This is a genomic window from Rhodobacter lacus, assembly GCF_042683065.1.
Taxonomy (GTDB): Bacteria; Pseudomonadota; Alphaproteobacteria; order Rhodobacterales; family Rhodobacteraceae; genus Rhodobacter; species Rhodobacter lacus.
Map to the genome: position 1 here is coordinate 305,810 of NZ_JBHUIX010000004.1, position 23,005 is coordinate 328,814.

Annotated in this window: 17 protein-coding genes and 1 CRISPR repeat array; of the genes, 5 read left to right on the top strand and 12 right to left on the bottom strand. The window is 62.6% G+C overall.

Annotation, left to right across the window (positions count from 1 at the left end; translation table 11 throughout):
* The first annotated feature begins 23 nt into the window (after positions 1 to 23).
* Positions 24 to 7,232 (top strand): hypothetical protein, encoded by a 7,209-nt coding sequence (locus tag ACFSM0_RS04920; RefSeq protein ID WP_377387903.1) that lies wholly within the window; start codon positions 24 to 26, stop codon positions 7,230 to 7,232.
* Positions 7,233 to 7,464: 232 nt separating this feature from the next.
* Positions 7,465 to 7,758, top strand: coding sequence for a DUF6916 family protein (locus ACFSM0_RS04925; protein ID WP_377387905.1), 294 nt, complete (start codon positions 7,465 to 7,467; stop codon positions 7,756 to 7,758).
* Between the two features lie 20 nt (positions 7,759 to 7,778).
* On the opposite strand, the gene ACFSM0_RS04930 is transcribed toward ACFSM0_RS04925, so the two are convergent.
* The 4 genes from ACFSM0_RS04930 to ACFSM0_RS04945 form a co-directional block, all read right to left on the bottom strand.
* Positions 7,779 to 8,213: a GNAT family N-acetyltransferase gene (locus ACFSM0_RS04930; protein ID WP_377387907.1), complete on the bottom strand. Its 435-nt coding sequence runs from the start codon at positions 8,211 to 8,213 to the stop codon at positions 7,779 to 7,781.
* Positions 8,214 to 8,383: 170 nt separating this feature from the next.
* Complete coding sequence (locus ACFSM0_RS04935; RefSeq protein WP_377387909.1) at positions 8,384 to 8,908, bottom strand: phage tail protein; 525 nt, start codon at positions 8,906 to 8,908, stop codon at positions 8,384 to 8,386.
* A 9-nt stretch (positions 8,909 to 8,917) separates the two neighbouring features.
* The gene (locus ACFSM0_RS04940; RefSeq protein WP_377387911.1) at positions 8,918 to 9,436 is read right to left on the bottom strand and encodes a phage tail protein; all 519 of its coding nucleotides are present in this window, start codon (positions 9,434 to 9,436) and stop codon (positions 8,918 to 8,920) included.
* Between the two features lie 23 nt (positions 9,437 to 9,459).
* A complete protein-coding gene (locus ACFSM0_RS04945) occupies positions 9,460 to 9,975 on the bottom strand; it encodes a phage tail protein (protein ID WP_377387913.1) in 516 nt (171 codons plus the stop codon).
* 1,525 nt (positions 9,976 to 11,500) lie between these two features.
* On the opposite strand from ACFSM0_RS04945, the gene cas9 reads away from it, so the two are divergent.
* From cas9 to cas2, 3 genes are read left to right on the top strand one after another with little or no spacing between them, the layout of a single operon-like run.
* A complete protein-coding gene (gene cas9 / locus ACFSM0_RS04950; protein ID WP_377387915.1) occupies positions 11,501 to 14,704 on the top strand; it encodes a type II CRISPR RNA-guided endonuclease Cas9 in 3,204 nt (1,067 codons plus the stop codon).
* A 42-nt stretch (positions 14,705 to 14,746) separates the two neighbouring features.
* Positions 14,747 to 15,667, top strand: a complete 921-nt coding sequence (gene cas1 / locus ACFSM0_RS04955) for a type II CRISPR-associated endonuclease Cas1 (RefSeq protein ID WP_377387917.1) — start codon at positions 14,747 to 14,749, stop codon at positions 15,665 to 15,667.
* A gap of 19 nt (positions 15,668 to 15,686) precedes the next feature.
* The gene (gene cas2 / locus ACFSM0_RS04960; protein WP_377387919.1) at positions 15,687 to 15,995 is read left to right on the top strand and encodes a CRISPR-associated endonuclease Cas2; all 309 of its coding nucleotides are present in this window, start codon (positions 15,687 to 15,689) and stop codon (positions 15,993 to 15,995) included.
* Between the two features lie 71 nt (positions 15,996 to 16,066).
* Positions 16,067 to 18,216: direct repeats of the CRISPR family, unit length 36 nt; unit sequence ATCCTAGCAGAAGAAGCCGCGCGGCCAAACCCGGAC.
* A gap of 149 nt (positions 18,217 to 18,365) precedes the next feature.
* Here cas2 and ACFSM0_RS04965 read toward each other — a convergent pair.
* From ACFSM0_RS04965 to ACFSM0_RS05000, 8 genes are all read right to left on the bottom strand, one after another.
* On the bottom strand, positions 18,366 to 19,175 hold the full coding sequence (locus ACFSM0_RS04965; protein WP_377387921.1) for a DNA adenine methylase: 810 nt from the start codon (positions 19,173 to 19,175) through the stop codon (positions 18,366 to 18,368).
* A gap of 233 nt (positions 19,176 to 19,408) precedes the next feature.
* A complete protein-coding gene (locus ACFSM0_RS04970; protein WP_377387923.1) occupies positions 19,409 to 19,633 on the bottom strand; it encodes a hypothetical protein in 225 nt (74 codons plus the stop codon).
* Between the two features lie 24 nt (positions 19,634 to 19,657).
* The gene (locus tag ACFSM0_RS04975; protein WP_377387925.1) at positions 19,658 to 20,341 is read right to left on the bottom strand and encodes an NlpC/P60 family protein; all 684 of its coding nucleotides are present in this window, start codon (positions 20,339 to 20,341) and stop codon (positions 19,658 to 19,660) included.
* A gap of 1 nt (position 20,342) precedes the next feature.
* Entirely contained in the window at positions 20,343 to 20,663 is a 321-nt protein-coding gene (locus ACFSM0_RS04980; RefSeq protein ID WP_377387927.1) for a phage holin family protein, read from the bottom strand.
* A gap of 23 nt (positions 20,664 to 20,686) precedes the next feature.
* On the bottom strand, positions 20,687 to 20,974 hold the full coding sequence (locus ACFSM0_RS04985; protein ID WP_377387929.1) for a hypothetical protein: 288 nt from the start codon (positions 20,972 to 20,974) through the stop codon (positions 20,687 to 20,689).
* A gap of 12 nt (positions 20,975 to 20,986) precedes the next feature.
* Positions 20,987 to 21,775 carry a hypothetical protein gene (locus ACFSM0_RS04990; protein ID WP_377387931.1) on the bottom strand — a complete coding sequence of 263 codons (789 nt, stop codon included), beginning with the start codon at positions 21,773 to 21,775 and terminating at the stop codon, positions 20,987 to 20,989.
* Positions 21,776 to 21,786: 11 nt separating this feature from the next.
* Positions 21,787 to 22,203, bottom strand: coding sequence for a tail fiber assembly protein (locus ACFSM0_RS04995; RefSeq protein ID WP_377387933.1), 417 nt, complete (start codon positions 22,201 to 22,203; stop codon positions 21,787 to 21,789).
* On the bottom strand, positions 22,200 to 23,005 hold an 806-nt coding region (locus tag ACFSM0_RS05000), incomplete at its 5' end, for a hypothetical protein (RefSeq protein WP_377387935.1). The genes ACFSM0_RS04995 and ACFSM0_RS05000, both read right to left, overlap by 4 nt.

Here is a 23,005-nt window from a genome sequence, read left to right on the forward strand (position 1 = left end):
GACCCCAGACAGGAAGCCTTTTCGTGCGCCCTATTTCCGTCTTTCTTTCGGTTGCTCTTGCTCTGATCACGCTGGCTCTGGGGGGAACGGCCCATGCCGCGACTTATGCGTGCTCCCCGACCACGTTTAACACCAATACCGACTATCTCTCCATGAAGTTGAACGGTTCGCCAACCTGTGACCTGAATTTCACTGGATCGGAAGAAATCGTCATCATTGCGGACATCGTCGGCGCCGATACTGTCTATGAGGTGGTGTTAGGGGGGGGGGTCACAGCAAGCTTTTCTGGCAATGGCTCGCAGCTCGACAGCACACGCTACAGTTGCCAGACAGCGTCGAGCTGCACCCTGACGGTCAGCGGCACGGCAAATTCTCTGCCCTACACTTTCACCGTCACCCGGGCAGCGGGAAGCATGGTCAACAGCCTTCCAAGTGTTGACTACGGGGTCTCTGATACGACCCCGCCCTCGGGCTATTCGGTCTCGCTCAATCAAGACCCGGTCACGTCGGCGAACCAGAGCGCCGTGTCCTTCACTTTCGCCGGGGCGGAAACCGGAACGACGTATAATTACACGATCACGTCTTCGGGGGGCGGCACGGCGGTGACCGGCTCGGGCACGATCAACGCGGCGAGCCAGACGATTTCGGGGATCAATGTCTCGGGGCTCGGTGATGGCACGCTGACGCTCTCGGCCACGCTGACTGACAGCGCGAGCAACACCGGCACGGCGGCGACCGACACCACCTCCAAGGACACCACTGCGCCTTCGGGTTATTCGGTCTCGCTCAATCAGGACCCGATCAATTCGGCGAACCAGAGCGCCGTGTCTTTCACCTTCGCCGGAGCGGAAATCGGCGCGAGCTATAATTTCACGCTCACGTCTTCGGGCGGCGGCCCGATAATGTCCGGCTCGGGCACGATCACCGCGACGAACCAGACGATTTCGGGGATCTATGCCGCGGCGCTCTTGGATGGCACGCTCACCCTCTCGGTCACGCTGACCGACAGCGCCAGCAACACCGGCACGGCGGCGACCGATACGGCCTACAAGGACGCCACGGCACCTTCGGGCTATTCGGTCGCGCTCAATCTGGACCCGGTCACTGCGGCGAATGAAAGCGCGGTGTCCTTCACCTTTGCCGGGGCCGTGGTTGGCACGACCTATAATTACACGATCACGTCCTCGGGCGGCGGCACGGCAGTGACCGGCTCGGGCACGATCACCACGACAAGCCAGGCGATCTCGTCGATTGATGTCTCGGGGCTCGGTGATGGCACGCTCACCCTCTCGGCCACGCTGACCGACAGCGCGAGCAACACCGGCACGGCGGCGACAGATACGGTCTCCAAGGACGCCACGGCGCCTTCGGGCTATTCGGTCGCGCTGAATCAAGATCCGGTCACTGCGGCGAATGAAAGCGCCGTGTCCTTCACCTTTGCCGGGGCAGAAACCGGGACGACCTATAATTACACGATCTCCTCTTCGGGCGGCGGCACGGCAGTGACCGGCTCGGGCACGATCACCACGGCAAGCCAGACGATCTCGTCGATTGACGCCTCGGGGCTTGGCGATGGCACGCTCACCCTCTCCGTCACCCTGACCGACAGCGCGAGCAACACCGGCACGGCGGCGACCGACACCACCTCCAAGGACGCCGCGGCGCCCTCTAGCTATTCGGTCTCGCTCGATCAGAATCCTGTCACTTCGGCCAATGAAAGCGCAGTGTCCTTCACCTTCGCCGGGGCAGAAACTGGCACGACTTATAATTACACGATCTCCTCTTCGGGTGGCGGCACGGCGGTGACCGGCTCGGGCACGATCACCACGGCGAGCCAGACGATCTCGTCGATTGACGCCTCGGGGCTCGGCGATGGCACGCTCACCCTCTCCGTCACCCTGACCGACAGCGCCAGCAACACCGGCACGGCGGCGACCGACACCACCTCCAAGGACGCCACGGCGCCCTCGGGCTATTCGGTCGCGCTCAATCAGGACCCGGTCACTGCGGCCAATGAAAGCGCCGTGTCCTTCACCTTTGCCGGGGCGGAAACCGGGACGACCTATAATTACACGATCACGTCCTCGGGCGGCGGCACGGCAGTGACCGGCTCGGGCACGATCACCACGGCAAGCCAGACGATCTCGTCGATTGACGCCTCGGGGCTTGGCGATGGCACGCTCACCCTCTCCGTCACCCTGACCGACAGCGCCAGCAACACCGGCACGGCGGCGACCGACACCACCTCCAAGGACGCCGCGGCGCCCTCTGGCTATTCGGTCGCGCTCAATCAGGACCCGGTCACTTCGGCCAATGAAAGCGCGGTGTCCTTCACCTTCGCCGGGGCAGAAACCGGCACGACCTATGATTACACGATCACGTCTTCGGGCGGCGGCACGGCGGTGACCGGCTCGGGCACGATCACCACGGCGAGCCAGACGATCTCGTCGATTGACGCCTCGGGGCTCGGCGATGGCACGCTCACCCTCTCCGTCACCCTGACCGACAGCGCCAGCAACACCGGCACGGCGGCGACCGACACCACCTCCAAGGACGTTTCGGCGCCCGCTGGCTATTCGGTCGCGCTCGATCAGAATCCTGTCACTTCGGCCAATGAAAGCGCCGTTTCTTTCACCTTCGCCGGGGCAGAAACCGGGACGACCTACAATTACACGATCTCCTCTTCGGGTGGCGGCACGACGGTGACCGGCTCGGGCACGATCACCACGGCGAGCCAGACGATCTCGTCGATTGATGTCTCGGGGCTTGGCGATGGCACGCTCACCCTCTCCGTCACCCTGACCGACAGCGCCAGCAACACCGGCACGGCGGCGACCGACACCACCTCCAAGGACGCCACGGCGCCTTCGGGCTATTCGGTCTCGCTCGATCAGAATCCTGTCACTTCGGCCAATGAAAGCGCGGTGTCCTTCACCTTCGCCGGGGCAGAAACCGGCACGAGCTATGATTACACGATCTCCTCTTCGGGCGGCGGCACGGCGGTGACCGGCTCGGGCACGATCACCACGGCGAGCCAGACGATTTCGGGGATCAATGTATCTGGGCTCGGTGATGGTACGCTCACCCTCTCGGTCACGCTGACCGACAGCGGCAACACCGGCACGGCGGCGACCGACACCACCTCCAAGGACGTTTCGGCGCCCTCGGGCTATTCGGTCTCGCTCGATCAGAATCCTGTCACTTCGGCGAACCAGAGCGCCGTGTCCTTCACCTTTGCCGGGGCAGAAACCGGCACGACCTATGATTACGCGATCTCCTCTTCGGGTGGCGGCACGACGGTGACCGGCTCGGGCACGATCAGCGCAGCGAACCAGCAGATCACCGGGATTGATGTCTCGGGGCTTGGCGATGGCACGCTCACCCTCTCCGTCACGCTGACCGACAGTGGCAACACCGGCACGGCGGCGACAGATACGGCCTCCAAGGATGTTTCGGCGCCCTCGGGCTATTCGGTCTCGCTCGATCAGGACCCGGTCACTGCGGCGAATGAAAGCGCGGTGTCCTTCACCTTTGCCGGGGCGGAAACCGGCACGACGTATAATTACACGATCACGTCCTCGGGCGGCGGCACGACGGTAACCGGCTCGGGCACGATCAACGCGGCAAGCCAGACGATCTCGTCGATTGATGTCTCGGGGCTTGGCGATGGCACGCTCACCCTCTCCGTCACGCTGACCGACAGCGCCAGCAACACCGGCACGGCGGCGACCGACACCACCTCCAAGGACGTTTCGGCGCCTTCGGGCTATTCGGTCTCGCTCGATCAGGACCCGGTCACTGCGGCGAATGAAAGCGCTGTGTCCTTCACCTTTGCCGGGGCGGAAACCGGCACGACCTATAATTACTCGATCACGTCTTCGGGCGGCGGCACGACGGTAACCGGCTCGGGCACGATCACCACGGCGAGCCAGACGATTTCGTCAATCGATGTCTCGGGGCTCGGCGATGGCACGCTCACCCTCTCCGTCACGCTGACCGACAGCGGCAACACCGGCACGGCGGCGACAGATACGGCCTCCAAGGACGTTTCGGCGCCCTCGGGCTATTCGGTCGCGCTCGATCAGGACCCGGTCACTGCGGCGAATGAAAGCGCCGTGTCCTTCACCTTCGCCGGGGCAGAAACCGGGACGACCTACAATTACACGATCTCCTCTTCGGGTGGCGGCACGACGGTGACCGGCTCGGGCACGATCACCACGGCGAGCCAGACGATCACCGGGATTGATGTCTCGGGGCTTGGCGATGGCACGCTGACGCTCTCGGTCACGCTGACCGACAGCGCGAGCAACACCGGCACGGCGGCGACAGATACGGCCTCCAAGGATGTTTCGGCACCCTCGGGCTATTCGGTCTCGCTCGATCAGGACCCGGTCACTTCGGCAAATGAGAGCGCGGTGTCCTTCACCTTCGCCGGGGCCGTGGTTGGCACGACCTATGATTTCACGATCACGTCTTCGGGTGGCGGCACGACGGTGACCGGCTCGGGCACGATCACCACGGCAAGCCAGACGATCTCGTCGATTGATGTCTCGGGGCTTGGCGATGGTACGCTCACCCTTTCGGTCACGCTGACCGACAGCGCGAGCAACACCGGCGCGGCCGCGACAGATACGGCCTCCAAGGACGTTTCGGCACCTTCGGGCTATTCGGTCTCGCTCGATCAGGACCCGGTCACTGCGGCGAATGAAAGCGCGGTGTCCTTCACCTTCGCCGGGGCCGTGGTTGGCACGACCTATGATTTCACGATCACGTCTTCGGGTGGCGGCACGGCGGTGACCGGCTCGGGCACGATCACCACGGCAAGCCAGACGATCTCGTCGATTGATGTCTCGGGGCTCGGTGATGGCACGCTCACCCTCTCCGTCAAGCTGACCGACAGCGCCAGCAACACCGGCGCGGCGGTGACAGATACGGCCTCCAAGGACGTTTCGGCGCCCTCGGGCTATTCGGTCTCGCTCGATCAGGATCCGGTCACTGCGGCCAATGAAAGCGCCGTGTCCTTCACCTTTGCCGGGGCCGTGGTTGGCACGACCTATGATTACACGATCTCCTCTTCGGGTGGCGGCACGACGGTAACCGGCTCGGGCACGATCACCATGGCAAGCCAGACGATCACCGGGATCGATGTCTCGGGGCTCATGGATGGCACGCTCACCCTCTCCGTCACGCTGACCGATAGCGCGAGCAACACCGGCGCGGCGGTGACCGACACCGCCACCAAAAACACTGCGGCGCCCTCGGGGTATACGGTCAGCCTGGGCCAGGAACCGGTGACCTCCGCCAACCAGAATACCATTTCCTTCAGCTTTGCCGGGGCCGCGATCGGCACGACCTATCACTACACGATCACGTCTTCGGGCGGCGGCACGGCGGTGACCGGCTCGGGCACGATCAGCGCGGCGAACCAGCAGATCACCGGGATTGATGTCTCGGGGCTGGGCGATGGCACGCTCACCCTCTCTGTCACCCTGACCGACAGCGCGAGCAACATCGGCGTGGTTGCAACCGCCACCATCGTGAAGAACGTTTCGGCGCCCTCGGGCTATTCGGTCTCGCTCGATCAGGACCCGGTCACTTCAGCCAATGAAAGCGCCGTGTCCTTCACCTTCGCCGGGGCCGTGGTTGGCACGACCTATAATTACACGATCTCCTCTTCGGGCGGCGGCACGGCAGTGACCGGCTCGGGCACGATCACCGCGGCGAGCCAGACGATCACCGGGATTGATGTCTCGGGGCTCGGCGATGGCACGCTCACCCTCTCGGCCACGCTGACCGACAGCGCGAGCAACACCGGCGCGGCCGCGACAGATACCGCCGCCAAGGACGTCAGCCTTCCCACAACCTCGATCACCGGACCGAGCGGGACGGTCACCTCGGCATTCTCTGTGGCCATCAGCTTCAGCAAGCCGGTTAACGGGCTCGCTCTCTCCGATGTCACCGTTGAGCAAGGGAGCGTCACGGCAATCAGCGGCTCGGGCGCCAGCTATAGCGCGACCATCGACCCGATCGTTGGCCAGACCGTTCGGATCAGCGTTGCAGCGGGCGTGACAACCGATAGCATGGGCAACCCGAACTTGGCCTCGAATGTCTTGGAACTGAACACGGGCAGCCCGGCCTCGGAGTTCGAAAGCTCCAAGGAGGTGATCCGTGACATCGTCCAGGATGAGGCGGAACGGTCCTTGCGCAGCGCGGTTGCCGCGAACCAGCGGATGACCCGTGATGCGCGCGAGCGCTTCATCCGGATGTCTCGGGAAGATGCCGCTTGCGGGCTGAGCGGGACGTCTGAGGCCGCGGGGGATGGCTCCGCGTGCGATGACGGTCGTGTAAGTTCCTCCGGCGATGTGCCATTCGGCTTCTCCGGGGGATTGCAGGTGTTCGACGGGCGCCTGAGCTCCAGCGGCAGTTTCTTCCAGCAAAACAGCAGGGGCGAGGGGGCGCGGCGGCTCTTTTTGGGAGATCTCGATATCCAGCACGACAGTGAGACGGGATCGAGCACCGCGACGATCACTGGTCGCATTGCCTGGGAGCGGCTGACGACAAAAGATACGCTGCTCGGATATTTCTTCGGGGGTGAAATCGCGCATTCCAGCATTGAAGGCAGTTTTGACGGGCATGATAGCCGGCTTGGGCTGACGGTGGGGGGCTATGCCGTGAAGCGGCTTGCTCCTGGGCTCTATCTGGATGGCTTCATCACCCTCGGTGCGGGGCGGAACAATCTCGATATCGCCAATGATGTGCTGAGCCTGAGCAGTGATTATACCACCCGCACGGCCACGCTTGGCACGGCGCTGAGCGGGGTGATCGCGCGCGACGGCTTCGAGATCCGGCCCGAACTGGCCTTTTCCTACGGTCGGACCTGGATCGGCACGGTTGGTTTTACCGGGCGCGCTTATGGAGAGGTGGATGACTCGCTGTCTCTCGACGCCGGGACCGTCTCCATCGCGAACCTGACTTTCCGGCCTGAGTTCCGCGTGCCGCTGGATGGCTTGTCGGTTGCGACCAGCAACAACCTTCTCAGCTTCGCGCCGCGGCTGGTCTGCGAGCGGGTCGATGCCGCAGAGAGTGAACAAAGCTGTGGCGGGGGGGGAGAATTCGGACTGAGCACGCGCTCCGAAGACGGGATGCGTGACCTGAACGCGAAGGTCTTGGCGCAACGCGTGGGGCATACCACCAGCACATCGCTGCAAGTGTTGTTCAAGTATCGTTTCTGACAATGCGCGGTGTTCCCCGGCTCTTGACCATTTTCGGGGAGGTTTGAGCTTCTGACCCGCTGCCGAGTTTCGTGGCCCTGGAGACAGGATAATCACCACGGAACCGGCACCGGGTCAGATCATCGATGAAAGACATCGCGTTGCACGAGAAAAACCGTTAATCTGGCGAGGAGATGCAATCTCTGTTGCGGATCGCTTCGCGCGTGCTTTGACCCTGTTGCAAGGTGATGTGATGCCCACACTTGAGCAGTTGACGATTGACGATTTCTCGCCGCTTGAGGGCGAGGTTTTCGCCGTCTCCGCTGGACCCAACGTCATCGACCTGAAACTGATGGAGGTCATGGCCGTGGGGGCTGGCCTGCGGGATGGCGGTGCCTTCTCGTTGCTCTGGCAGGGGCCGAGCGAGCCGTTCCTGCCGCAGGCGATCTATCGTTTCGCCCATAGTAAACTTGGCGAACACGATTTCTTTTTGGTGCCCGTGGCCCAGAAAACCATCGGCTTTCAATATGAAGTTATTTTCACCTGATCCCCGGAGGCGCGCCCCGTTCAGGACGCCGGGTGCCACTTCAGAAGGTCATAAACGCCCTTGTCCTCGACGGTCTTGAAACCGAGGCGGCGATAAAGGGACATCGCAGGATTCATCTTCTCGACGTGAATTCCGACGGCTTTCCCGTTGTTCGCCGCTTCCTCCATCAAATCTTCCAAAACAGCGCTGCCGATGCCTATGCCGCGTGTTTCCGGCAAAAGCGCAATATCGATGATGCGATGCTCCGATGGCCAGCGTTCCAGATAAAGGCGCCCGACAGGCTGGCCGGAGCGCTCGATGATGAGCCACAGGGCATCGAGATAATGCGTCCTGTAATGCGCATGCTGAGCGTTGAATTGCATGTCGGAAAATGCTTGCTTCTCAGCCTCGCTCCACGGCACACGGGCAAGCTCGGCCGCCCGCGTGCTTCGGTAGAGACGTCGTAGAAACGGCATGTCCCTCTCGTCGAGGCACCGGTAAGAGATGTTGTAAGACAGGGTCCGTTTCGACAAGGGCCAGTGCATCGTCATGGGAAAAGCACCGCGCCTTTGGTCCGCAGTTCGGCGTAACTCAGAAGCTTCATAGCCAAGCCCCTCTCAAGAGCGCTCCTAGCCCGGCGTTCGTGTCACGAGCGCGTGGGATAAAGCCCCGTCAGCGCGATGATGAAATTCAGCGCCAGATAGGGCTGCATGTTGTTATGCGACTGGCTGTCGCCGGTTACGGACAGGGTTTCGGGGGCCATGTTGACGGGGGAAGACTCATCTGAACTGAATGCGGCAACCGGAAATGTCGCGGCCACAGAGGTGGTGTTTGCGGGATTTCCCTGTGTTCCTCGCGTGTCGGTCGCGCGCAGAGCATGTCCATGAGACGGCATCTGGGCTTCTGTCAGCGGCACGGTTTGTGTGCCGACCTGTTGACCAAGACGCCGATCCGTCAACCCGGGCCCCAAGCCGTGATGCATGGGCGCGCGGCCTTGCATATTGGGCAGCGCAGTCGTTATCCGGCCATCGCCGCCATAGGTCGTTCCGATCAGAGAGAAAAGGGCCGTGTTTTCCGCGATCGGCAAAAGTTGGCCGTCGCAAAACGCCCAGCCTCTGGGCGCGAAGTTTCCGGCAAAAATCCGGATTTCCGCAATAAACGGTTCAGACATTGCCTGCTCCTAAGGTCTGCTGGGGTAAATTCCGAACAATGCGATGATAAAACTCACGCAAAAGCTCGGCATCATGTTGGTGTGGCTTTGGCTGCCGCCGGCGTTCTCGATACTTCCCGGGTGCATGGACACCGACTGGATCGCAGTATTGTAGGGGTTGAAGCCGGAAACGCTTGCCAGAACACCCTCTTGCGGGGAGACGTCTTCGGCCTCTGCCGTGCTGGCGATGAAATTGTGATCGTGGCTGGGCAGCTGGTTGACCGTGAGCGTCACCGTTTCCGTCCCCGATTTGCTGCCCAGACGCCTGAGGCTGAGGCCGGGCCCCGTTCCCTGATGAAGGGGAATCCGTCCACGCATGTCCGGCAGGCCGAAAGTCGTCCGGCCATCGCCGCCATAGGTGGATCCAAGCAGGGAAAACAAGGCATCGTATTGCGCCACCGGGAGCAACTGGCCATCACAAAAGGCCCACTCACGCGGTGCGAAATTGCCGGCGAACATTCGGATTTCGCCTAAAAAGGGTTCAGACATGAAATTTCTCCCTGATTGCAGGACTAATTGCGGGACGGGAAAAGCCCCTGAAGGGCAATGCAGAAACTCACGGTGCAATAGGGTTGCATGTTGTCATGAGGCAGACTGCTGCCCATTCTTGCCACCGTCCCGCTTTTCAAGGCGATCGAGGTCGCGCTGCGGGGGGCCGCATAGAAGGCAAGGCCGGCGCCCGAGGGCGTACTGAGATAATGGTTCTCGGGGCTGCGTTGGCTGCCCACTGACGCCTGCGCTTGTACATAGTGCAGGTGGTCAGGCATTTGCGTCACAGTCAGGGTGACAGTTTCCTCCCCGGCGCTCTGACCGAGTTCTTGCCCGCCCGTCCGATGAATGGGTGTTCGACCGCGAAGGTCCGGCAAGGCGAATGTGGTTCGCCCATCGCCGCCATACGTCGTTCCCAGCAGCGAATAGAGCGCCTGATTCTGGCTGATGGGAAGGATCTGGCCGTCGACAAAGCTCCAACCGCGCGGCGCAAAGTCAAATCCGACCATTCGGATTTCCGCAAGAAAGGGTTCAGACATGTCGCCCCCAATTATATAAACAGCATTCCTCCAGAGAAGAGAAATCTCCTCCCGGTCATGCATATTATCTTGTCGTCTGCGTCTTGAATTAATCACAACCGTACAAGGACACGGGCAATAGCGCAACAAAATTGGCGCGCCGCGCAAAACGGATCGGGCGCGATCCGATCCTGTGACGGCCGGGCACTTTGAAAAATGGCCCTGACCTTGCCGCCGGAATAGCCGCGGAGGGTGTGGCGGCTGGGGTTTGACGATGGCGCAGATGGGTTTTGGATCTTTCAGGCCGCGACGCGAGCCGTGATGCAAAGCCACCCTATCGTCTGGATCGACGCGCGCGTTCCGTGGGAGCAATTCCGCCCGGTGCAGGAGCGGGCCGGGCGCAAGCCGCTGCGCGAGCAGGGCAAGGGCAGCAACCGGGGGGCATGTCTCGGAAGTGGCAGAAATCTGAAGGCGCCGTAATCGCCGGGGAGACCAGGCGATGAAACAGCATCGCGACACCACGCCCCTTTCGCCACGGGCCCATGACCCCCGCGGACATCTGCGCCGCGAGGGGGGCCAACAACCTCCGGGGGCGGATTGCGAATTGCCTGCCCGTGGCCGTCACACGCCTGGCCCTCAAGGCGCGGCGCGGCAGATCATGCCTGCACGTCAGGCGGTGGAGAAGCGGGAGGGCCAGTGAAGATTCTGGCTGATCTGTCGGCCCGAGCCGCGAAGAACGGAACGAAACCGAGACAGAAACCGTCAACCGCACCGTGAATTTTTTTGGGGGAGAGCTCTTCAAGTCATTGAAAGATATGGAGGCGGGTACCGGAATCGAACCGGTCTTCACGGATTTGCAATACGTGTGAAAGCGCTGCAAAATCAACGAAAATGGGCGAGAAGTTGACGGAACAAAAGGAGGGCAAAGGGTGAATCCGTCAACCGTTACGAAGAGATAGAAGCCCCCTCACAATCGCCCTCGTCACTGTTGCCGCCCTGCGCCTATGCCCCAAGCGCCGCCAATGCGGGCGCCACGATCGAATCCGCCCGCACGAACGGGATGAAGTAGGGCGTCATGCGTCGACGCGAGTTGCGGAAAGCGCCCCAAGCAACCAGGGCGACGGCGTAAAGCTGCCACTCGCGATTCGCACCGGAGGCGACGCTGCGCGGGGAGCGGACAGTCGGGGCCACCCGACGCAACATGGCCGCACTTTCGAAAGGCGGCTATTCGGTTTGCCGACAGAGTTCGAGAAGGCATTCTGCAAGGCTTTAGTGCCGTTTCAGCATGAGGACAATCATGGCCCGCTCCCTCATCTGAAAGCTATCAGAATTTATTTTGCCCAAATCGAGGTGGCATCTGAATTGCCAGCTAGAATGAGCGGCAGCAGTCCTGGGCTCATTCCAAGATATGCGGGGCAGGCCGCAGCCTGCCCCAATCGTGTGGTCTAAAACCTTATCGCGGGAAAGACCACGCGGCTTCTTCTGCTAGGAATTCTAGGTTACACTCGTCTATACTAGCAGGCAAGGGCTTTTGCAGGACGCAGAAATGTATCGTTTCGCATTCGATCTAGGGTCAGGGTCACTCGGATGGGCGGTCTATCGCCTTGACAGCCGGAATCATATCTGCGGGCTAGTCAACCTTGGCGCGCGAATATTTCCGACCGGGCGCGATCCGCAGTCCAAGGAATCCACCGCCTCAGGTCGTCGACTGCCACGCCAGCAACGCCGACAACTTGATCGCCGCAAGCGACGCAGGATCCAGCTCGAAGAACGTCTTGTCGCATATGGTCTGATGCCGCCACTCGACCGCGCCGCTTTCTTTGCCTTAGATCCCTACGAAGCAAGGGGGCGCGTCGCCGCAGGAAAAGCTAACCTTCACGATTTGGGCCGAGCAATCTGGCACATTTCCAAGCACCGCGGCTTTAAAAGCAACCGAAAGACCGATAGCCGCAACGAGGACGACAGCGGCAAGATAGCCTCGGCCAGCGCCGCTCTGCGTCAGAGACTCGTGGACGAGGGTGTTGCTACCTACGGCGCTTGGCTGGCCAGCCGCCATGCGCAGCGAAAACCTGTCCGAGTGCGGTCACAGGCTAATGACAATGAAACCGCCTATGAATTCTATCCGCAGCGCGCCATGCTTGAGGCGGAATTCGATCATATTTGGGGACTCCAAGCGCTACATCACCCTGTGCTGACTGATGAGGCAAAGGCGACCATCCGCGATGCCGTATTCTTCCAACGCCCGCTGAAGCCCGTGAAGCCCGGACGCTGCACCTTCTTTCCCGAAGAAGATCGCTTACCTAAATGGCACCCACTGGCCCAGGAATTCCTGATCCTTCAGCAATTGAACATGCTGCGGCTGCTTGAAGGTCAAACAGAACGCTCGCTCGATCTGACCGCGCGCGACTTACTGGCTCGGCACCTGATGAGAGGCGAGAAATTGACATGGGCCGGATTACGCAGTCAGTTGAAACTCCAGCGCAGCACCGAAATCAACCTTGAAGTCGGCGGATTGAAAGAACTTGGCAGAAATCAACTCGCTGCGCGTTTCGTAGGCTCAGCGAAGAAGCCCGGTCCGCTGACAGATTTCTGGCACAGGATGGATGGCGCGCAACGGCTTAAAATGCTGCGGATTTTGGATGAAGAGGCATTTCCAGAACACGCCATCGAGCGTCTTGTCACTGAGATCGGCCTGCCCTCCGACACAGCCGCGCGTGTCGAAAAAATCCCCCTGCCTGATGGCCACTTGATGCTTGGCGAACGCGCGACCCGCGCCATTGTCCAGATGCTCCGCGATGACGTGATCGTCTATTCCGACGCGGTGAAAGGGGCCAGTGAGGCGGGACTGTTCGGCGAGGGCGTCAACCTCCATCATTCGGACCTGCGCGGTCACGGTGAAGCCTTCGACCTGCTACCCGCCTACAACCAGCTGCCGGAGTTGCAGCGAATGATCGGCGCAGGCACGAACGATCCAAACGACCCCGACGATATTCGTTACGGGCGTATTTCAAACCCCACGGTGCATATCGCGCTGAACCAGTTCCGGCGGGTGATGAACGCGCTGATCTCTACTTATGACAAGCCAGCACAGGTGGTGCTGGAAACTACGCGTGACATGGCGAAATCCGCGCGCGAGTTAAACGAAATCGACATCGAGATCCGCAAGAATACTAAGCGCAACGACAGATGGCGTGCGGAGCTGGAAGAGGCCGGGTTGCTAGCCGAGGGTTCCAGAGTCGGCGATCGCCTGTTGCGGATGCGGCTCTGGGAGGAGCTTGGCAGAACGCCAGCTGACCGATTGTGCCCTTATTCCGGTGAGCAGATCCCGCTTCACAAGCTCCATTCCGACGAAGTGGAAATCGATCACATCCTGCCGTTCGAGGACACGTTCGAGGATGGCCCCGGCAATAAGACCTTGTGCTATAGAAGTGCTAACCGGGTCAAGGGCAAGCGTGGCCCGGGTGACGCCTGGTTCGGTGCCGAACTAGATGCGATTCTGGCCAGAGTGAGGGCGGCTCCCGCTATGCGCCAGAAACTTTGGCGTTTCCTGCCGGGCGCACTTGATGAATGGCAAAAACGTCGTGGCTTCGAGGATCGTCAGCTTCACGCGACCGGGCATCTTGCCCGAGTCGTGAGAGCCTACGCGGATGCCTTGTTTCCGCATGACGGCACTTCGAACGTCTGGGTTCTGCCTGGCCGCATGACCGCTATGCTGCGCCGCCGCTGGGGCCTCTACCTACCCGATCAAAATGCCAAGACCAGAGATGACCATCGCCATCATGCGCTGGACGCTGCAACTGTCGGGGCCATCGACCGGCGCATGATCCAGATCCTTCAAACCCATGCGCGCCGCATAGGCGTTCAGGAACTCGACCGCCTTCTGCCCGATGCGCCGGAGCCCTATGAGGGATTCTCTAAGGAGGTTCGCGATCGAATCGCTTCGGTAGTGATCAGTCCTCGTCCAGATCATTCCGCCAGTGGCAAGCTGCATAAGGATACCGCCTATGGTCTTGTGAAAAACGTTCCCGAAAATCAGGCGGCCCTGACGATAGGTAAGCTGGTTCAGCGCAAGCCGGTAGTCAGCCTGAGCCCGAAAGAAATCGGCGGGGTGCGAGATGAGAAAATCCGGCACGAATTGGAAGCTGCGACACGGCATCTGTGGAAAGATGATCGTGCATTGAAAGCGAAACTCGCGGAATGGAGCGACAGAACGGGGCATAACCGGCTGCGTGTTCTTACGCCCAACGAAAGTGCACGCGCGATAAACGCCCGCCCCGGAAAGCCCGGCGCAGGCAAAGCCTATAAGTGGATGATACCGGCGGAGAACTTGTTTCTCGACATTCTGGAAGGGCCGAACGGGAAATGGTTCCGCTACGGTGTTGATCTGTGGTCCAAGGCATCCGGTTCAGATGCTTCTTGGCACGAAGCCCATCCCGACGCGCGCTTCGTTATGCGGCTGTTCAAGGGGGATACTGTTCAGCTTTTCGACTGGGACGACAAGGAAAAAACTATCATCCCCGGAACCAACCAGATCAAGATAATCGTTTCCATTCCCAATTCGGAGACCAATAACTACGTTACACTTGCTGGAGTGAATGAGGCTGGAAATCTCGCGGCGCGCCACAATGACACGTTGGACGACTTCCGTTGGGATTGGGTGCGATTTGACCGACTGCGCCTCAGGCGCGCCCGGCGGGTTAGAATAGACGAACTGGGGCGAGTTAGGATCGTGCCGCACGGCAAGATCTAAAGATACGGGTACCTGTCGGATCTTCTTGTCTGAGGGTCTATAATGGTTGGACATATACTTGAACTGACACGCAATGGCCTTACCGTGCACAAACGGCGCGGGTTTCTCGTCATTGAGGAAAAGGGGCTGGAACTCGGACGCCTCGCCACTGAGGATATCGAGGCAGTGCTCGCGTCCTCGCCCGGCGTGTCTTGGTCTGGCACTGCTCTGGCGGAACTTGCCGCGCATCAGATCCCGGTGATGTTCCTCGGCCAGAACTTCTCACCGATCGCAGTCGTGCTGCCCCTTGACGGCCACCATGTGCAGGCCGAGAGGTTCCGCGCCCAAGCAGACGCGTCGCTGCCGTTGCGGAAGCAGGCATGGGCAACACTCGTCAGGCACAAGATCGCGGCACAAGCCAAAGTTCTAGACCGCCTCGCGCTACCGTCTGAACGCGTGCATCGGCTGGCCGCAACCGTTCGCTCGGGCGATCCCAGCAACATAGAAGCGCAGGCCGCCCAGATCTATTGGCCCCTGCTGCTAGGAAAAGGCTTTCGGCGCGACCGTGAAAGCCCAGGTGCGAATGCACTGCTAAACTACGGTTATGCAATATTGCGGGCGGCAACCGCACGCGCAATCGTCGCCGCGGGTTTACACCCGTCGTTGTCCTTGCATCACAGATCTGGAGGCGATGCTCTTGCTCTGGCGGACGATCTGATGGAACCGTTTCGCCCGACCATAGATCTTGTTGTCCACGATCTTATGGCCGCCGGTGTCGAAAAAGTGGAAGATGGACGTGAGGCTCTGGTTGGCTGCATGTCGGCTGATTTCCCTACTAGGAACGGCGCTACGCCACTGTCTCATGTGCTAACCCGACTGAGCCAAAGCCTCGCCCAGTCCTTTCTGGATCGCAAACTCAGCCTCGCGTTTCCGTCGCATCCAATTCCGCTGGAGGCTTCCGATGACGATCAAGTGTTACAGTAAACTATCGGGATATCGCATCATGTGGGTCTGGGTTCTGTTCGACTTGCCGGTCGGGACAATCGCCGAACGCAAGCACGCAACTCGCTTCCGCAACGATTTGCTCGATCTTGGCTTCGAGATGGTGCAATTCTCTGTGTATATTCGGTACGCATGGAGCAAGGAAAAAGCCGAAACTTTCGCTCGGCAGGTCGGTGAATGCGTACCGGAGGCGGGCCATGTGCAAGTGTTGTTTTTCACAGACAAGCAATATGGCCAGACCCAAGTATTTCGAGGCAGCAACGCAAAGCCTCGGCCAACGGAAAAACCACGCCAGCTTGCGCTATTCTGATCGATGCGGGTCATTTTTTTCAGCGGAAAACCAAGAAATAACCCCGCACAACAAGCTGTTGTGCGGGGTCTATCCTAGCAGAAGAAGCCGCGCGGCCAAACCCGGACACGACGTGGTGGTAAAACGTCACCTTGTCGATCCTAGCAGAAGAAGCCGCGCGGCCAAACCCGGACGACGCATGATTGCGCTTCCTTTCGTCGGTTATCCTAGCAGAAGAAGCCGCGCGGCCAAACCCGGACGTTTGGATCGTCACAGTCGGAATTTTCATGATCCTAGCAGAAGAAGCCGCGCGGCCAAACCCGGACACGGCGACCGCGGCGTCATCCTTGATGTTGATCCTAGCAGAAGAAGCCGCGCGGCCAAACCCGGACTCAAGCCCGTGGGGCTCACTGGTGCTTGGCATCCTAGCAGAAGAAGCCGCGCGGCCAAACCCGGACAAGCAACGGCGGCAGGCATGAACCCGAATAATCCTAGCAGAAGAAGCCGCGCGGCCAAACCCGGACCTCTCGTGAACACATCAAAGGCCATCCCGGATCCTAGCAGAAGAAGCCGCGCGGCCAAACCCGGACGGGGCCGTCGATGACCTCGTTGCCTATCTCATCCTAGCAGAAGAAGCCGCGCGGCCAAACCCGGACACCGCCGCGCACCGGCAGATGTCGATCCTCATCCTAGCAGAAGAAGCCGCGCGGCCAAACCCGGACCGGAGCGTTCTTCATGTCCTCAGTCGATTAATCCTAGCAGAAGAAGCCGCGCGGCCAAACCCGGACACACGCGCGCCTACCTTGCGGGAAGTGTCGATCCTAGCAGAAGAAGCCGCGCGGCCAAACCCGGACGCCGCCGGTCAGCACCTCCGCATGCGCCTTATCCTAGCAGAAGAAGCCGCGCGGCCAAACCCGGACGCCGAAGGTCTCTACTGGATAGCCCTCTTCATCCTAGCAGAAGAAGCCGCGCGGCCAAACCCGGACGGCAAATGGGCAGGCTTGGATGTGCCGCGTATCCTAGCAGAAGAAGCCGCGCGGCCAAACCCGGACTGCCATGATGTGCTCCTGTCAGCTTGTCGTATCCTAGCAGAAGAAGCCGCGCGGCCAAACCCGGACGCGTCAACAATCAATTCGGCTGCGGCCAAAATCCTAGCAGAAGAAGCCGCGCGGCCAAACCCGGACGAAGAAGGCGGCGGCGAGCTGCGACTTGCCATCCTAGCAGAAGAAGCCGCGCGGCCAAACCCGGACAGTTCTAGCGCGTTCGTTGGCGCGTGGTCAGATCCTAGCAGAAGAAGCCGCGCGGCCAAACCCGGACTATGGTCTGGGCAAGGTGACGCCCGATCCGATCCTAGCAGAAGAAGCCGCGCGGCCAAACCCGGACATAGGCACGGTCGCCGGTGAGCCATGTCACATCCTAGCAGAAGAAGCCGCGCGGCCAAACCCGGACCTCAATTTGGTGCGGCATGGGCGGAGGGCCATCCTAGCAGAAGAAGCCGCGCGGCCAAACCCGGACCGATCGGAGGGCATGCTCGGGCGTTCAACAATCCTAGCAGAAGAAGCCGCGCGGCCAAACCCGGACCGCTCCTTCAGCCGCCTTATGTCCAGCGGCATCCTAGCAGAAGAAGCCGCGCGGCCAAACCCGGACCTTCCGACCGAACCGAAAGATTATTCGCGTGATCCTAGCAGAAGAAGCCGCGCGGCCAAACCCGGACCCAAGGCGGGTGGGCGATGCAGACGCGCGGATCCTAGCAGAAGAAGCCGCGCGGCCAAACCCGGACGGCATCGGTGAGGGGCTGCGGGCTGCGTTCATCCTAGCAGAAGAAGCCGCGCGGCCAAACCCGGACTCGGCGATGGGGGTGCCTACCGTCAAGCCAATCCTAGCAGAAGAAGCCGCGCGGCCAAACCCGGACGGCGTGACGGTGCAGGCCCTGCTCGCGGTCATCCTAGCAGAAGAAGCCGCGCGGCCAAACCCGGACACGACAACGCGAGGGCTTTTCAAATCCTCGATCCTAGCAGAAGAAGCCGCGCGGCCAAACCCGGACTGCCCGCGATTCCGGGATGGGATCGCTCCGATCCTAGCAGAAGAAGCCGCGCGGCCAAACCCGGACGCGGTCAGCTACATCGTCAGCGGCACGGTTATCCTAGCAGAAGAAGCCGCGCGGCCAAACCCGGACAAGGGCGTGAAAAGGCGCGAGTGATGACAAATCCTAGCAGAAGAAGCCGCGCGGCCAAACCCGGATACGCCCTCGATCGGTCGTAAAGAGCCTGGTCCTACGTCCGCTCCCTCCGCATCGCGTCGCTCACTACGCGCGTCGCGAGCGCCCGCTTTCGCCTTCAGCCAAAGCACCGCGCGGGGGGCTCCCCTCCCCCCGCGCAGGCGCCCCCTGCCCTACATTGCGCGCCCTTTGATCAGGAGCTCAGCGGCTGGGATGCTCTGGCCTTTCCCGGCGATCGAGTAAGTGGTGCGGACCGGCTCGATCTCGGCCCAGGAGAAGATCTCGCGGATCTCGGGCACATCGTTGATCGACAGAAGGAACCGCCCTTCGATGCCGCGCAAGGCGTCTGCGAGACGGGCGAAGTCATCGCGGCTGAAGAGCTCCTCGCCGTAATCGCCCTCGCAGCCCCAATAGGGCGGGTCGAGGTAGAAGAGCGTTTCGGGCGCATCATAGCGGCGGATGAACGCCTCGAAGTCGAGGCATTCGATCACCACGCCCGAGAGGCGGGAGTGCAGATCTTCGAGCATCGGTTCGAGGGTGGTGATGTTGAACCGACCGGGCCGGTCGCGGCTCACGCCAAAATTGCGCCCGCTGACCTTGCCGCCAAACGCGGTGCGCTGCAGGTAGAGGAAGCGGGCGGCGCGTTCGAGATCGGTGAGCGTATCGGGGCGGGTGGCGATCAGCCGCTCGAACTCGGCGCGCACGGTGAGCTGGAAGCGCAGGATCTGGAGGAACTGCGGATAGTGGCGCTGCAGGATGCGGAACAGGTTCGCGATGTCGCGCCCGGCATCAGTGATCACCTCGGCGCGCGGGCGGGCGCTGCGGCGCAGGAAGATCCCGCCCATGCCCACGAAGGGCTCGCAATAGGTGCGGCAGGGGGTTTGATCGAGGATCGTGCAGATCCGTTTGGCGAGGTTGCGTTTGCCGCCGAGCCATGGTGCCGCAGGGGCGACCGGGGCGACAGGAATCATCGACTCCATCATGTCATTATGTTCCAAGGGGCCTCCCTCGCGAGGGGGGAGCGACCATAAGCTATTGCTGGTCGGCGGGGGTGCTTAGCGGTTTCCCCGTGTCGGAGGGGGCGGGAACCCCCTCTGGCCTCTCAAAAGGCCGGACCTCGTCACTCTTTACAAAGCCATGCCGCGCCGATGATCCGGCGCGAGAGCGTGGGGCGGGCGTGAGGGGCGGGCGGTGGCGCCCTGCCCCGGATTTGGGCTCACACGGCCCAGCCGAGCGTTTTGGCGAGGCGCGAGAGGCCGAAGGTGCCGCCCGAGACGGCAAGCCAGATCGCGGTGCCGATCAGCGTCGAGGCGGTGGTGAGATCGATCGAGAGCACGCCGCTTGCCTGGTCAAAATTGACCGAGGGCAGCGCCGCGAGGAGCCCGGCGAGCGGATAGAGAAGCAGCACCCGCAGCGCGAGCGCGAGTTGCGACTGGAACATGACTGGTCCTTTCGAGAGGGAGGCTCAGGCCTCGTTGGTGGAAAGCGGTTGGCCTTGCGGGGTGAGCGCGATCGCGCGCCCGGTGACGGGCTGACCTGCGGGCCAGCGCGCCGCAAGCAGGCGGGTTTTGGCGATCCGGGTGACGGTGACGGCATCGGATTGATTGCCGCCGAGCACGTGATAGGCCCCGGCATCCTCGCCCCAATAAAAGCCGACATGACCCTGCCAGCCGGAGCGGGAGCCGCGCCAGAAGCTCAGCACTGCACCGAAGACCGGATCGACGGGCGCGCCGAAGCTGCCCCAGGCCCGCGCGCCGAGCGGGTTTTGGGGCAGTTGGGCCTCGGGGAGGGCCGCGCGGATGCAGGTCGCCACGAACGCCCCGCACCACGGGATCTCGCGCGGATCGATCCCGCTCACCGCCTTGTCAAACCACGCCCGCAGCTTTGCGGTGTCGCGGCGCTCGTGCAGCCCCTTCATGCGCACGGCCTCCGCCATCCAGGGGATATCCACACCGCCGGACGCGGGCGCCCCGCCCATCAGCGCTGCCTCGGTGAGCGGCCCAAAGTAAGCCCGCGCCCGGAGCCCCACAGAGCGCTTGAAGGCAATGAGCGCCGCATCCGTCTTCGGCCCGCGCAGCCCGTCCACAGGCCCCGGATCAAAGCCGAGCGCGATGAGCCGCGCCTGCACGGCGCGCCAGTCCAGTGTCATGTCATATGTCCTTTCGTCTGAACAAAACCCGCGTCAGAAGCGCCTCGGCGCCGCGCGGGCCGAGATAGGCGAGCGAGGCGACAACGCCGGTGCTCACCGTCCGGTCGAGCCCGAAGTAAGCCGAGACCGCCTCGCCGATGATCGCCATGCCGATCGCAATCGGCAGCTCCCAGAGGAGCTCGCGCCCGAAGAAGCGCCTGCGCCCGCTGCGCACTTGCGTGCTGTGCCACATCAGCCGCCCGGCGATCGCCGCCGCAGCCGTCGTCATCGCGCCACCAAACAGCGCGTCGGCCACCTCGATGAGGCCCCGCGTCTCGCTCATGATCTGCCCTTTCCGGGAGTTGGTTAGATTGCGTCGCGCGGCGGCAGGGCCACCGGGCCATCGGCCTCGATGTGGAGCGGCGCCGGGAAGCGTGATGCCTCGGGCGCGTCCGGCCCGATCGGGAAGAACAGGGTCAGGGCGATGTCGTCGCCCGCGGCCTCGACCGGGCCGAGGATCCAGGCGCGCGCGGCCTCGGGGAGCTCCGCATCCAGATCGACGGCGAGATCGTTGATCGTGAGCACGCGGCCCGAGAGGGAGAGCGTGAGTGTGCGGTCATCGCGGCAGGGCGAGAGGGTGAGAAGGAGCGCCATGATCGTTCCCCCTCAAAACCAGCGACCAAAGGCTGTGAGCGAGGCAAACCCGTTCGTGAGCCCGCCCGCGGTATCCCAGACGTAGATGTCAATCGCGGTCGCCGAATTGTTCGCCACCGTCACGATCCGCGGCACGCTGGCCGAGGTCGACACCGCCGAGACGCGCGGCGAGGCGGCAAAGGCCGCGGGCCAGGCGCGCGTCATCGGCCCCGTGGTCAGCCCCTGAATCGTCGTGCCGCAGATCTGCGTGCCATCGGCAAAGCGCACGTAATCGCCGTTTGCATTGGTCCCGCCCTCGATCACCGCGCCGGTCGGCACGCCGCCCGATTGCGCCACCGTGCCGATGATGTTCTTGCGCCCGTAGATCCGACCCCGATCCACCCCGCCCTCGGCAAAGGCGAGCTGATTGGCGCCGGGGCGATAAAACCCGGTGTCGAGATCGGCGGCAAAGCGCAGCCCCGGCGCGGCAAGCGTGCCATCGCCGAACTTGCCCTGCCCCGCACCGTCATAGATCTCCTGATAGGCGCTGATCAGGGCCGCGAGCTGCGTTGCCACATCGGCATCGCGCCCCGCGGTGAAGAGAATGTCATAGGCCTGCGCCGTCGCCGTCGCGCCCAGATAGGCGCGCGAGAGCGTGAGGCTCGTGGCGCTGGGGACCGCCGCAATCACATAGCTGCGCCCGTCCGGGGCAATGAGCTGATCGCCCGCGCGCACAATCTGCGCCCATGATGTTCCGGCGCCGGTGACAGCGGCGCTGCCGTTCGTCACGGCAATCGTGCCGGTGTTGTAATATGCCGCCATCGCAGCCTCCTTTATGCAGGCCGCTCGGGCCAGATGATGTTGCCAGGCCACCCTTCCTGTGTGGGGATGTCGCGCAGGGCCTGCCGGTAGGCGGCCCAGGCCGCGCGGTCGACCGGGGCGTCGGGCGCCTGCGTCCAGTCACAGCCGGCGAGGAGCGCGTCACGCTTTGCCCGCGCCACCGCCGCCAGCTCGGCCCCGCTGCGCCGGTCCACCCAGGCCCAAAGGGCGGGATCGAAGCTCAGGCCGCGATCCGGGCATGGCGGGAGTGCGACCGGCGCGCCGTCCTTGAACCAGACGCCTGCGCCATCGCTCTCGCCTTCCCAGAACGCGGCGCCCTCGGGGAGGTTGGCCGCGAGATCCGCGGCGGCGCAGGTGATCGCGCGGAGCACTTCGCCCGTCGCCCCGTCGTAAATCAGGCCCCGGATCATTTCTTGACCTCCAGCGCGCGCAGCGAGCGGTTTTCTGCGATCAGGCCAACCATCGACGGGTTTTGCACCTCCAGCGTGTAGGTGCGAGACCCGGTTGCGGTGGTTGCGTCGAGCACGCCGCCCGCAAAGGGCGCGACATTGCCCGCGAGCTCGGCGCGCGTGTCATAGATCGTCGTCGTGCCGCGCCGGAGCCGGATCCCCAATGTCCCCGCGCTCGTGCCGTATGCGCCGAAGGCGTAATCCAGCATCACCGGCGCCCCGGTCGAGGTGTAGGTGATGGTCTGGATCACCTGCCATGCCGTGCTTGGAGAGACATTGAGCGAGGCCGCGGTATAGGCGCCGGTCGGGATCGTGACCGCCTGATCGGCAATCTTGAGCGTGCTCACCGCCAGATCGCCGATCTTTGCCGTGGTGATCGCGGCGCTGGCGATCTTCGCCTCGGTCACTGCCAGATCCGCAATCTTGGCGCTGGTGATCGCCGCATCCGCGATGATGCCCGAGGCGGCGGTGATCGTGCCCGTGGCCAGCTGCGCGGCGGTGACCGAGCCATCGAGGAGGATGTCTCTCGCGCTGATCTTGACCACGGAGACGGTGCCGCCCGAGCCATCGGCGGCGATGAGCTGCAACAGCGAGACCACGCCGCCCGCCTGCGCCTCGATCAAAAACCCCGCCTGCGCAGCGCCTTCGAGATCGGCAATCGCCGTGCCCTGCGTCGCCACGCTGGCGGAGACTGTGCCGAGCGAGGCCGAGACAGTCGCGATCTGCGCCGCCATCGCGCTATCCGCCGTGGCCCGCGCCAGGG

What these genes read in the sequence shown, in the direction of transcription:
- ACFSM0_RS04925 (WP_377387905.1), top strand. Translation starts at nt 7,465, where the DNA reads ATGCCCACACTTGAGCAGTTGACGATTGACGATTTCTCGCCGCTTGAG.
- ACFSM0_RS04930 (WP_377387907.1), bottom strand. Translation starts at nt 8,213, where the DNA reads ATGCCGTTTCTACGACGTCTCTACCGAAGCACGCGGGCGGCCGAGCTT.
- ACFSM0_RS04935 (WP_377387909.1), bottom strand. Translation starts at nt 8,908, where the DNA reads ATGTCTGAACCGTTTATTGCGGAAATCCGGATTTTTGCCGGAAACTTC.
- ACFSM0_RS04940 (WP_377387911.1), bottom strand. Translation starts at nt 9,436, where the DNA reads ATGTCTGAACCCTTTTTAGGCGAAATCCGAATGTTCGCCGGCAATTTC.
- ACFSM0_RS04945 (WP_377387913.1), bottom strand. Translation starts at nt 9,975, where the DNA reads ATGTCTGAACCCTTTCTTGCGGAAATCCGAATGGTCGGATTTGACTTT.
- cas9 (WP_377387915.1), top strand. Translation starts at nt 11,501, where the DNA reads ATGTATCGTTTCGCATTCGATCTAGGGTCAGGGTCACTCGGATGGGCG.
- cas1 (WP_377387917.1), top strand. Translation starts at nt 14,747, where the DNA reads ATGGTTGGACATATACTTGAACTGACACGCAATGGCCTTACCGTGCAC.
- cas2 (WP_377387919.1), top strand. Translation starts at nt 15,687, where the DNA reads ATGTGGGTCTGGGTTCTGTTCGACTTGCCGGTCGGGACAATCGCCGAA.
- ACFSM0_RS04965 (WP_377387921.1), bottom strand. Translation starts at nt 19,175, where the DNA reads ATGATGGAGTCGATGATTCCTGTCGCCCCGGTCGCCCCTGCGGCACCA.
- ACFSM0_RS04970 (WP_377387923.1), bottom strand. Translation starts at nt 19,633, where the DNA reads ATGTTCCAGTCGCAACTCGCGCTCGCGCTGCGGGTGCTGCTTCTCTAT.
- ACFSM0_RS04975 (WP_377387925.1), bottom strand. Translation starts at nt 20,341, where the DNA reads ATGACACTGGACTGGCGCGCCGTGCAGGCGCGGCTCATCGCGCTCGGC.
- ACFSM0_RS04980 (WP_377387927.1), bottom strand. Translation starts at nt 20,663, where the DNA reads ATGAGCGAGACGCGGGGCCTCATCGAGGTGGCCGACGCGCTGTTTGGT.
- ACFSM0_RS04985 (WP_377387929.1), bottom strand. Translation starts at nt 20,974, where the DNA reads ATGGCGCTCCTTCTCACCCTCTCGCCCTGCCGCGATGACCGCACACTC.
- ACFSM0_RS04990 (WP_377387931.1), bottom strand. Translation starts at nt 21,775, where the DNA reads ATGGCGGCATATTACAACACCGGCACGATTGCCGTGACGAACGGCAGC.
- ACFSM0_RS04995 (WP_377387933.1), bottom strand. Translation starts at nt 22,203, where the DNA reads ATGATCCGGGGCCTGATTTACGACGGGGCGACGGGCGAAGTGCTCCGC.